Raw genomic sequence first — 12122 nt, 5'->3', positions numbered from 1 at the left:
ATATTAAATATTATAAAAAACAGAAAATAGCATAAAAAAAAGCCAGTTTAAACTGGCAAACATATCAAACACAACACCAGGGAAAGTCTCTATCTAACAAGAATGAAATGAACAAATAAGGCGTAGAAATTGCAAGGACTAATTAGAGAATAGGTTAAAAATAATTATTTTCTATCTTTATTGATGATAATATGAGGCATATCAAAAAAACAACCATATCTATTAACATTAATGAAATAATATAACTGATAATTTGATCTGCAAATCAAACTTAATTTACTGAATTATAATATTTTTTGCTACAATACTTTATTATTAATTGCAAAATGACAACCAGTTGCAAAATGAAAATAGGTCTTTTTTATGGTTCTAGTACCTGCTACACCGAAATGGTAGCAGAGAAAATCCAATATAATTTAGGTGAAGAGTTAGTTGATTTACATAATATTAAAGATATTTCGCCGCAATTAATGGAAAATTACCAAATCCTGATTTTAGGTATTCCTACCTGGGATTTTGGCGAACTACAGGAAGATTGGCAAACCATTTGGGATGAACTCTGTTCGTTAAATCTCGCCGGCAAAATTGTATGCCTTTATGGTTTAGGTGATCAAATTGATTATGGCGATTGGTTTCTTGATGCACTTGGTATGCTTTATCATCAATTATTACTGATGCAAGTTAAATTTGTCGGTTTTTGGCCCACATCAGGGTATACCTTTAGCAGTCTTAAACCCTTAACAACGGATGGTAGTCAGTTTGTTGGACTAGCGCTCGATGAAACTAACCAATTCGAACAAACAGACGAACGAATAGAACAGTGGTGTATGCAAATATTAAATGAAATAGAAGCCTTATTATAAGGCTTCTATTTCATATCAAATATCAGGGTACTGCAACAGCAATTGATTTAAATTCCGCCACTCCTCTTCTGGCATACTATCTGAAGCAATCCATAACCGAATCCGCTTATTACATTGCCATGAGCGAAGAGTAAGTTTTACACCAAAAAAACAAAACCAAGGTTTTTTAACAATCAGCCATTCGCTTTTCTTCCACTGTATCTTATTACCATTAAGTAAAACTAAGCTACCTTTACAACGACTTATATTTTTTTGACTCCTTACCCAACTTGCCACAATCAATAAGGTCGCTATCAACCAAGTGACCAGATTATTTGGCGGCCAAGATGAAAAGAAAACTAACAAGCCAATTCCCACATGAACACCCGTTGAAAAAAGCTGCGTCAGCCACGAAACATTGATATTAAATTTCCAAAGAACCACGTTGTTTATTTCTACTCTGTATCAATTGAATCATATGATAAAGACCATCATCATCAGGACGTCCATGATTCATCAACCAGTTGAACAAATCAGGATCTGCACACTCTAGTAAACGAACAAACAGACATTTCTCATCCTCTGTGAGTGAATCATATTCATACTCAAAAAAAGGCATAATGGCGATGTCCAACTCACGCATTCCCCTGCGACATGCCCAGTGGATCCTGGGTTTATGATTGATATCCATAAAATAAAATAACCTTAAATACTTTTGTGAATAATTTTTGCTTCCATATCATAATTTAGCGTAGCAAATTCTAATCAATATCGAAATGATTTAAGTAACATTTTTGTAAAAACCACAACTAGTCACTAACTAAAAACTTTATATAGAAAAATTATTCGACATAAATTTTGTTAGTTAATTTTGATAATATTACTTGCTTTGTCAGCTAGCTATTTTACCATTATGACAACTCTTATCCAGGTTACTAACGGATGATCACATGATAAGCCTAAATAAATTTACACCAGAGACTGGCAAAACAGAGCACCAATTACCATTAACATTAATGTCACTTAACGACTGGAGTTTTATCACAGCAACAGGGATTGATGCCGAAAAATATTTACAGGGTCAATTAACCGCGGATATTACCACGTTAACGCCACAACAACATATATTCACCGCCCACTGTGATGCCAAAGGGAAAATGTGGAGCACGCTACGTTTATTTCACTATAACGAAGGCTTTGGCTATATTTTACGCTCCAATGTGGCAGTAAAACAACTAAGTGAACTGAAAAAATACGCGGTTTTCTCGCAAATAACCCTCAGTCAGCAACCTAATATTATGTTGTTAGGAGTTGCTGGCCAAGGGGCTCGCGCTACCTTGAGCAATCACTTTGCTCAATTGCCTAATCAGGAAAAACCAGTTATACATCTTGAGCAAACGACTTTACTCCACTTTAATGTACCATCCGAACGTTTTTTAATTGTTACCGATAGCGCGACTGCAGCTAAACTGACAAAACATTTCCCCCAACATGGTGATAGTCAGCAATGGCTAGCTTTAGATATTGCTGCCGGTATTGCTAATATTGATATTGAAAATAGTGAACAATTTATTCCACAAGCCGTTAATCTACAAGCATTACCGGCCAGTATCAGTTTTCACAAAGGCTGCTACAGCGGACAGGAAACGGTCGCTCGAGCAAAATATCGCGGTGCCAATAAACGCGCCATGTTTTGGTTAGCAGGGTCAGCAAACACGCTGCCAAAAGCCGGAGAAGCTATCGAATGGAAAATTGGTGATAACTGGCGGCGTACTGGAATAGTATTGGCGGCCGTTAACTTGGTAAAGGGTTTTATTAGTATTCAAGTTGTTATGAATAATGATATGGCTAAAGAGAGTGTTTTCCGTGTGGCAGGAGAAGAACAAAGCCAACTTACTATTCAACCCTTGCCTTATTTATTGACGGAAGAGGAATAGCATATGCATTGATTGCTAATAAAAATTTATTCCGTTAAGCATTTTTCCTATGGCAAAACAGGGATCTTGAAAATAGCCCTGTTATAAAATTAATCTCTAATTAAGTCATCTTATTAATTTCATTGGTAAAAACCAAAGCAGCATATCAATTATCGCCTATACAATTATAGTTTAAAGATTCAGAATGACTCTGATGAATGGGTAGATTTGCCAATTAATTAATCAGTTGGTTGATATTAGAGAGTTTGGGTGGATGGATATATTTTACTTAAATATTATTCGCTTCAATGGCGAACCTTTAATTATATTCTATAAAAGTTTTGGATCTTTTTTATCTTACACTTACCAATTGCTTATGGTTGAGAATAAGAACCCGTCAATTTAGCAACAACTTCATCATCCTTGAGGTAATCACCATTACCTACGACCATGCAACACGTTTTCTCTGTTGTTAATCCCTTTCCCTGACCATAAAATACACAAAAATTTATTCGCAACTACAGCAAATTGCATTAATGTTATTTTATGCAGCTATTTACCAATCAAACCTGGCAACGTGACTAGTAATATTAAACCCATATAAATGCAATATAACTTATTTTGTTGAATAAATTTAATAATTATAAAAATATATATTTTTAGATTAAAACAACCTGATACTTGCATAAAGTCATAAATGGTTATCGGCAGAATAACGCTTAATAATAACTGGCAGCATAATGGCATAATATTCACAGCTAAACCTTCGTCACATCATTCTGACTTTAATTAAACTGGAATCAAATAGGCAAGAACCAAATAAAAATAGCGCCAAAATATAACTCTAGCGCTATTGTTATTACTAGAAAAATATTCGTTATCGCGGTTAATTCATTCTTAATGTAGGAGTAATAGCTGCTACAAGGGAAATCATAGCCTCTGTCTGAATAATATTATTCATTATTACTGCCACACTTTCATTAGCAGCAGCAAAAGTAACTGTAGCATCAGTCAAAATCTCAGCTATTTCATCTATACTATCTGCCATTTGTAGTGTTGATTCGGTTATCGCTTTTACTAACAATATATCAAGTTTATCACCAAAAACACCATCTATTAATAATGGGTTAGAATATGATTGATAATATTCCTCTAGGGATTGTTCTGATGATTTGCCATTATTATTAGTTTGAGAAGTGATTGTACTTTCCATTTTTTATCCTTTCCTTGATTAAATAACAGTATAAATCCTACATATTAAATAGTGTTATAATAAAAAAATATAACAATGAAACTTGTTCTAATGATACATTATCTAACAATGTAAATAACAATCAATTACTTATAAAGATATCTTTAACCTGATATCCAGTATTATTTATATTAATTACCTAATAATAAGCATCCGATTTATTGATAATTATTTTTTATATCATAAATATATTAATTATTTTTTCATCACTATTACCAATCAATACAAGATTTATAATTTGTTTTTTTAGGCAGCATATTATTCTGTGTCAACCAATCAGAAAGAACAATAAATCTAAAACCAATAATTAGCTTTAGATCGTCATGAGATAAGGTAGAATTTAAAAATTTAAGTTCTATTTTTGCTATCTCAATTTTCCGCTCTGACTCCTCAACAGGCTTATATTTTTTGTCCTCTTCGTCATAACATATTTTTATTTCAGCTGAATATAAATATAACCTGATAACATTAGATTCTGAGCTTAATACGGTATGGGTAAACAAAATACCGTTATTTTTGTCAGTAGTATTGGCAATAGAATGATTGAGCAGGGTCTTTAATGATGAATTAATATATTGTTTTTCTTGCTCTGATATATTTTGATATTGCTGTAATAATTTTTCTAATATATCTTTATAATTATTATTATCATAATAAATTTTATAATTAGATGAAGTTTCGACTAGAAACATGCTACTAGATAAGAGTATGGAAAGATACTTATGATAATTTTCATCATTATTTTTTTTATCTGGATCCAGCGGATCCCAATCACAGATTTCTTTAATAAAAGAGAGATAAGATGTTACAAAGTGTTGTGGATTATCAGTAAGTTTTGATAATAATTTTTCTACTTCATTATTACTATGCATCTCTTTTAATAAATCTTCTTCTGCTAATACCCTTTCTATATCATTACCAATGGCAATTGCTCCACTAGTAACTAAATCTGATTTTGAATTTTCGTTTTTAATTATATAGTTATTAAGAATAGAATTATATGCTCCACTCAGAATTGAATATAAATTTTTATCTTTAAATAGCTTCATAAAATATCCTTTTATATTAGGATGTAATATGGTCAAAAATAGTTAACTTTTATGCTTAAACAGTAAATAAAAATAAGAAAAGGTAATAGTTATTATTTATTTCCAAAACAATAGTTCATTGCTTTTTTATTATCCTTTGCTTTTGTTTTCATTTTTCTTATCCATTCATCTAAATCACTTCTAGTCGTATCCAGTAAAATTTCCGCAATTTTTTTGTCATAAATAAAAGTATGCATTTTTAGCACCAGATTTTTTATTTGTATACGAGAAACATATTTATCCGTAGGTTCACTTTTAGTTTTGCCTGTCTGTCTTTCAAATAGAATATGCGAAGAATTTATATAAAATTTCACATCATCTTTATTTGCCGATGCGATAACACCTTGGGTAAATAATACACTGTTATTTTTTTGTTCAGAATAAGATAATGCAGCTTTAGCTAACTGAGTAACAGAATTTTTAATTTTCTGCTTATCAGCACCAGTAATACTATCATATATATCCACAATCTTATCAATGAGATCATCATAATTCTCTTCTCGATAATTAAGATCAAGTAATTTATCTTCTTCTACCATCATTAGCACATTTTTTTTCATTTCTTCGGCATATGTTATATATGCTTCGGAATTACCCAACATAATAGCTTTTTGTGGTTCATAACCAACGCCACCCATTGCAATGGTACTTATAATAGCCAGACCATTAGCTGGCGATTCCGCCAATTTTTCGGCAGTAATATCCTTTGATTTTCCATCTCGATTCATTTCATTAAGCTGTTGAGCAATTATCAAATCTTTATCTTGATGAGCGCCAATAACATCCCCTGTAGATACTGTAATTTTTGAGTCACTATAATAGTCTTGGTTTAATGATGCGGATACTGGTCTTAACGATTTGATCCAATCAATTAGTTTTTCATATTGCTCTTCCATATTTATTTCATTCATAAACACTCCATATTTAATAATAAAAAATTTAATATAAATAATATTTATTTTAAACTGGTAAAAATAACCTAATACAACCATTTAAATTTAAATAAATAAATAAATAAATAAATAAATAAATAAATAAAACAATTACCATACAGTTGCTATAAAAACTCAATACGCTGTTCACCCCAACATCATATTTTATTTTGCTGTTTATTTTAATTTGCATTTTATCACGAATAATAACATTGTAATCAATAACAATTGTCATTAATGATATATGGTTTTATTAAATAAAAATAACTGATTAAAGTAGTATCTATTTAATTATGTTCATTGTCGTTTTATTATTAACCCACTAATTTTTTAATAAAATAAACGTAAAAAATATAATTAAATAACTTTAGTTAATTAATGCTTTTCCATAACGAACAAAGCTAGGTTTTACAACCTGCACTGACTTCTCATGTTTTTTTATTTGCACAACCGCTTGCATGCCAATATTCAATGGTACTCGTGCTAAAGCAATACTTAAGCCCAAAGTTGGCGAAAAAGTGCCACTGGTAATGATCCCTTCACACAACTTGCCTGCTGGATCTGTAAAACGAACGGGTAAATCGGCTTGTAATGTCCCTCTATCACGCATTACTAAACCAACCAATTTTTCTGTGCCTACCTGACGTTGCCTTTCTAATGCCTCTCGGCCGATAAAATAGCGCTCTTCCGGCTGCCAAGCAATTGTCCATTCCATATTAGCAGCCAGTGGTGATACCAATTCACTCATTTCTTGTCCATAAAAATTCATTCCAGCTTCTAGACGAAGAGTATCACGCGTTGCCAATCCTGCCGGTTTAATATCTAAATCAAGTAATTTTTGCCAAAAATTGACAGCTTGCTCTTTCGGCAGTGCTATCTCATAACCTAATTCACCGGTATAACCTCCGGTAGTAATAAACCAATCATCGATTTGTTTACCATAAAAGAGTGGCATATTAATAACTGCGCTTTTCTGTTGTTCATTAAGCAGAGATTGCACTTTCAGTTGCGCATCTGGCCCTTGAATAGCAATAAATGCCAGATCATCACGTACCTGCACATCAATTAAATAATTTTTAATATGCTCATTGATCCAAGCTAAGTCTTTTTGCCGGGTGGCAGAATTGGCAATTAAGCGATAGTAGTCATCATCAAAATAGTAGACAACTAAATCATCGATCACGCCGCCAGAAGCATTTAACATACCAGTATAAAGCGCTTCACCAGTCTGCTTCAGTTTTGCTACATCATTGGCTAATAAATAACGTAGAAAATCTCGGCACTGTTCACCATGTAGATCAATAATTGTCTGGTAAGAAATATCAAACATGCCAGCAGCGGTACGAACAGCATGGTGTTCAGCGATTTGTGAACCATAATGCAATGGCATCCTCCAACCATGAAAATCAATCATAGTTGCATTGCAGGCCAAATGCTGATCATATAATGAAGTCTGTTTTACCGTCATTGTTCTATATACCTCATTAATAGGTATAGGCAAACTAAGTTGTTAAATCAAAATACCTATGCATAGATGTAACATATTAATTTTAAAAACAGAGTTGCGACATGGCAAAAAAATAAGCAAAGTTGCTAAATCAAATTAATTGAAACAACTATTTCAAGCCGACAGCGTTATTTCCTGTAAAACGATAGATTAAGCGCAATGCAGTGATAAGTTACACTATTTCTGCGGAGTTGGTTGTGACCTTTGCTAACCATTCAGGCATATCATGTGATCCTAACGCATAACTTAGCAACTTTGGTTTTATGCCTGGCACTGTATTAGTCAACAGTAATCCAACATCACGAACCATTTTTTTGATTGGGTTATTGCCATCAAATAATTGGCGCAACCCCTGCATACTAGCCAACATCAATACGGCACTATATTTACGTTTACGTTCATAACTTTGTAAATAAAGATACTGGCCGATATCTTTACCTGCGGTATTCAAACGTCGTAATTGCCCAATCAATTCAGCAACATCCATCAAGCCTAAATTTACTCCTTGCCCTGCTAAAGGGTGGATGGTGTGGGCTGCATCACCTATTAAAGCGATACGTTGACCGGCAAAATTTCGTGCATACTGGCCTATAAGTGGAAAAATTTGACGTTCACTGATTAACTGACAAAAACCGAGGCGCATATCTAAAGCTACGCTTAACTCTTTTTCAAAGGTAGACACTTCTAAATCCAGGCGTCTATGCGCTTGCATTGCCGGCAAAGACCAAACGATTGAGCAAAGATGAGGATCGTATAACGGTAAAAAAGCTAAAATGCTATCGCTATGAAAAGATTGACGAGCAGTATGCATATGGGGCAGCTCAGTTCGAATGGTGGCGACTAATGCCGTATGTTCATAGTCCCAAAAGCTAAGTGGAATATCCGCTTGTTCCCTTAGCCATGATTTAGCACCATCCGCACCAACAACTAACCTTGCAGTCAGCATCTGCTCATTATCAACAGTCATAAATACTTCATTCTCACCCCAAACAATTTTTTTCAACCTATTTTCTGTTAATAAGGTAATATCTGTGCTTGATTGAGCCTGTTGCCATAAAGTTCCACGAATAATCGAATTTTCAATGATATGTCCGAGACCGGTTAAATAATGCTCCTTGGCATCAAATTGAATATGACCAAAGCTATCCTGCTGCCAAACCTCCATGTGCTGATAACGACCAACTCGTTTTTGCACAATTGCCTGCCAAACACCTAAATGTTCGAGTAATTTCTGACTCGCTGCATTAATAGCAGACACTCTAAGTGAAGGCGCCTGTTGCGCATCAAATTGATGTTGTGGGGGAGAATTTTCAATAATGGCAATTCTCATACCACAACCCCGTAATCCACAAGCTAGAGCGAGGCCAACCATACCACCACCCACAATAACCACATCAAACGATTGCATAGTTAAAATATTCCTTGTTAAATAGCTAGAGATGAAACGATCGCCCCATTGCTTGGTGGGCTAAAATGTCACGCATAAGTGGTAGAGTCTCCATTGCCATTAATCCAACATTACGGCCGATAGCAAAAATCAAATGATTATTTGAAAATAAATGAACCAGATTATCAGTTAACTTTATGGTGCAATGTCTATCATTACAACGATGCTTTTGATACTGACTAAGAACTGAATAAGCCCCCATATCACCACCATAATTGCCTACTCCACTAATTATAGTGGCAAGGAGCATGACATCGCGCATAGCCAGATTAAACCCCTGACCGGCAATAGGATGTAAAGTTTGTGCCGCATTGCCAACCAAGACTAATCGATGACTTATAACTCTTTTTGCTTGAGAAAGTGTCAATGGAAAACAGTAACGCTCGCTAACAGCCTTAATTTCACCTAACCGCCAGCCAAACCATTTTTGTAATTCGGCCATAAATTGGTCATTACTCCATTGCATAATATGCTGCTGGTTTTCCAACGGATGACACCAAACCAATGAACTACGCCCTTTAGTCATAGGTAACATTGCCAGCGGGCCATATTGGGTAAAACGCTCAAAAGCTCGGCCGTGTGGCGCTTCGCTAGTCAAAACATTAGCAATAATTGCACACTGTTGGTATGAGTCTCGCTGCCATTCAATTTGACTGGCTTTACCAATCATTGAATCGCTGCCATCAGCCGCAACTAATAACTGTCCGGTTAAAACTTTACCCGTCTTTAATTTAACTGATACCTGCTCAATCGTGCGCTCAACAGAGATGACTTCATCAGGGCAATATAACTCAATATTTGGCGCTTTTTCCAGCTGCTCAAATAAGTGATTTCCCGCATCATGTAATTCAACCACATAACCAAGTGCAGACAGAGAATAGTCTTTGGCATACATATTCACTGCTCCAGCATGGCCATATTCTGAAACATGAATATGGGTAATTGGCGTTACATACTTTTTTAACCCGTGCCAAATACCAATTTGCTCAAACTGACGACAAGTGTCATAAGCCAATGCAATTGTTCTAGCATCAAAACCAGGATGTGATTTATTCGGTAAGCTTGCTTCAATTAATGCAACTTGAACTTTTCCCTGACTGAAAGCCGAAATAGCAAGTGCTAAGGATGCGCCGGTCATACCTCCGCCAACAATAATCACTTTCATCGTTTCATATCTCCCAACCTACTTTGCTCCAGCCATCAGTGCCTCTATCTCATCAGGATCCTTAATAACAGCCGCTGTCAGGTTTTCATTCCCCTCTTCAGTGATCACAATATCGTCTTCAATGCGGATACCAATTCCTCGATAAGCTTCGGGTACATTAGCATCCGGTGCAATATAAAGCCCAGGTTCAACGGTCAATACCATACCCGGCTCTAACGGGCGATTGCGATTGCTACCATAATCACCAACATCATGGACATCAAGCCCTAACCAATGACTTAAACCATGCATAAAAAAATGCAGGTGCGCTTTACTTTCGATGAGTTTGTCTACCTCACCTTGCAAAAGACCCAACTTAATTAAGCCTGCGATCTTTATTTTTATCACCGCCGTCATCACTTGATGAATTGTGATCCCTGGTCGATATAAGGCTAAAGCAGTGTTTAGTGCCATTAAGACAATGTCATAAATTTCACGCTGGGGTTGACTAAATTTACCATTGACTGGATAGGTACGAGTAATATCACTGGAATAACCTTGATATTCGGCGCCGGCATCAACCAGGACTAAATCGCCCGCTTTCATCACTGTATCATTTTCGGTGTAATGCAAAATACAGGCATTTTCCCCGCTGCCTACAATGGTAGTATAAGCAGGCGATTTTGCTCCTTGACTGGCAAACTGATATTCGATTTCTGCAGCTAACTGATATTCATATATATCAGGCTGGCAGGTTTGCATCGCTTTAAGGTGTGCATCAGCAGAAATTTTGCTAGCTTTACGCATTAAAGCAAGCTCTTCAGGGGATTTAAATAATCGCATTTCGTGCAACATTGGCCGCCAGTCAATTTGCGTAGATGGGGCTTTTAATTTTTGCCGACTACCTTGCCTTAACCGATTAAGTGCAGCAGCAACAATCCGATCTGCATAGGCAAATTCACCCTGAGCATGATAAACAACAGCTAAACCGTTTAATAATTGATAAAGTTGTTGATCAATTTCAGCGAAAGGTAATGCCTGATCTACGCCCAGTTCTGTCATCGCAGCTTGCTGTCCTAAACGACGACCAAACCAGGTTTCCATCGCTTGATCGCGCACACGATTAAAAAGTATGCTCTCACTAGAGGTTTTATTATATTTAATGATAACCAATACAGCTTCAGGTTCACTAAAACCAGTTAAATAGAGAAAATCACTGTGTTGCCGATAAGGATATTCACAATCTGCATTGCGCAAAACAGACGGAGCGGCAAAAAAAATCGCTGCACTGGCAGGTGCCATTTTTTTTAATAGCCTGTGGCGACGAGAAATAAATGGTTGTTGAATCATGCCTTCTCCTGCAAATGATTAAGCAATGAAATAGGTTAGAATATTATGCTTATCAATGTAATGTTGGTTTATTTTTTTTTGCTTTCATTCGCCGAACTTTTACCTCCATAAAGGCAATAAAACAGAGCTGAACTGCGACCTTAACATACTCAATGATCTCTTCCAAAGCCTGTTCTAACTCATTTTGATCGTCATTTTTGTCATAACCCAACATACCAATATTACGTAAATCCGTAACAAGTTCTTTTAGTTCTTTTTTTTCCATTAACTTTGGTTGCGTAACACCCAAGCCTAATAAAAAATGGTTAACCCAACCGGCTAAAGCATCAGCCTGCTCAAACACCTTACCATCTTCAGGTAACAACAAATTAAAAATAAAATCATTTTTATCTAAAGAGGTAAGTGTAAAGTCATAAAGTTCACGTAGTGGGTTAGTCAATATCTGTGAAAAAGCTAATCCATCATTGGTTAGTTCATAAATCGACTTTTTCCAGTTATAATCGTGATTACCTCCACAAATTAGGCCTGTAATTAAGCCGTGCATTTCTGCGGCTGTTAAAGCAACATTCTGTTGTTGCAATAGTAGCTCAAGAGTTTGATAATTAGGTAAAGATTTCTGTATTGGCATGTCTGCTCAGTTACGT

Annotated in this window: 12 protein-coding genes; 2 read left to right on the top strand and 10 right to left on the bottom strand. The window is 35.3% G+C overall.

The annotated features are described in order from the left end of the window. The first annotated feature begins 344 nt into the window (after positions 1-344). Entirely contained in the window at positions 345-863 is a 519-nt protein-coding gene (gene fldB / locus H1X92_RS02945) for a flavodoxin FldB (RefSeq protein WP_180558769.1), read from the top strand. 15 nt (positions 864-878) lie between these two features. On the opposite strand, the gene H1X92_RS02940 is transcribed toward fldB, so the two are convergent. Both H1X92_RS02940 and sdhE read right to left on the bottom strand, forming a co-directional pair. Next, entirely contained in the window at positions 879-1286 is a 408-nt protein-coding gene (locus H1X92_RS02940) for a protein YgfX (RefSeq protein WP_180558768.1), read from the bottom strand. Further along, positions 1267-1533: an FAD assembly factor SdhE gene (sdhE, locus tag H1X92_RS02935; protein WP_026821812.1), complete on the bottom strand. Its 267-nt coding sequence runs from the start codon at positions 1531-1533 to the stop codon at positions 1267-1269. Before sdhE ends, H1X92_RS02940 begins: the two co-directional genes overlap by 20 nt. 259 nt (positions 1534-1792) lie before the next feature. Here sdhE and ygfZ point away from each other — a divergent pair, with 259 nt between their 5' ends. Continuing rightward, on the top strand, positions 1793-2779 hold the full coding sequence (gene ygfZ, locus H1X92_RS02930; protein WP_180558767.1) for a tRNA-modifying protein YgfZ: 987 nt from the start codon (positions 1793-1795) through the stop codon (positions 2777-2779). 865 nt (positions 2780-3644) lie between these two features. Here ygfZ and H1X92_RS02920 read toward each other — a convergent pair. From H1X92_RS02920 to H1X92_RS02885, 8 genes are all read right to left on the bottom strand, one after another. Continuing rightward, complete coding sequence (locus tag H1X92_RS02920; protein ID WP_180558765.1) at positions 3645-3971, bottom strand: hypothetical protein; 327 nt, start codon at positions 3969-3971, stop codon at positions 3645-3647. A 251-nt stretch (positions 3972-4222) separates the two neighbouring features. After that, positions 4223-5059, bottom strand: coding sequence for a hypothetical protein (locus H1X92_RS02915; RefSeq protein ID WP_180558764.1), 837 nt, complete (start codon positions 5057-5059; stop codon positions 4223-4225). A gap of 92 nt (positions 5060-5151) precedes the next feature. Further along, a complete protein-coding gene (locus H1X92_RS02910) occupies positions 5152-6009 on the bottom strand; it encodes a hypothetical protein (RefSeq protein WP_180558763.1) in 858 nt (285 codons plus the stop codon). Positions 6010-6397: 388 nt separating this feature from the next. Next, the gene (gcvT, locus tag H1X92_RS02905; protein WP_180558762.1) at positions 6398-7498 is read right to left on the bottom strand and encodes a glycine cleavage system aminomethyltransferase GcvT; all 1101 of its coding nucleotides are present in this window, start codon (positions 7496-7498) and stop codon (positions 6398-6400) included. A gap of 211 nt (positions 7499-7709) precedes the next feature. After that, on the bottom strand, positions 7710-8945 hold the full coding sequence (gene ubiI / locus H1X92_RS02900; RefSeq protein ID WP_180558761.1) for an FAD-dependent 2-octaprenylphenol hydroxylase: 1236 nt from the start codon (positions 8943-8945) through the stop codon (positions 7710-7712). Between the two features lie 25 nt (positions 8946-8970). Then, on the bottom strand, positions 8971-10149 hold the full coding sequence (gene ubiH / locus H1X92_RS02895; protein ID WP_180558760.1) for a 2-octaprenyl-6-methoxyphenyl hydroxylase: 1179 nt from the start codon (positions 10147-10149) through the stop codon (positions 8971-8973). An 18-nt stretch (positions 10150-10167) separates the two neighbouring features. Continuing rightward, positions 10168-11478, bottom strand: a complete 1311-nt coding sequence (gene pepP, locus H1X92_RS02890; protein WP_180558759.1) for a Xaa-Pro aminopeptidase — start codon at positions 11476-11478, stop codon at positions 10168-10170. A 52-nt stretch (positions 11479-11530) separates the two neighbouring features. After that, positions 11531-12106, bottom strand: a complete 576-nt coding sequence (locus H1X92_RS02885) for a YecA/YgfB family protein (protein ID WP_180558758.1) — start codon at positions 12104-12106, stop codon at positions 11531-11533. Between the last annotated feature and the right edge of the window lie 16 nt (positions 12107-12122).

Origin of the sequence: Arsenophonus endosymbiont of Apis mellifera (assembly GCF_903968575.1) — a bacterium.
Classification (GTDB): Bacteria; Pseudomonadota; Gammaproteobacteria; order Enterobacterales; family Enterobacteriaceae; genus Arsenophonus; species Arsenophonus apicola.
The sequence above is the reverse complement of the archived record's forward strand: the minus strand, read 5'-3'. Positions and strand labels throughout refer to the sequence as shown.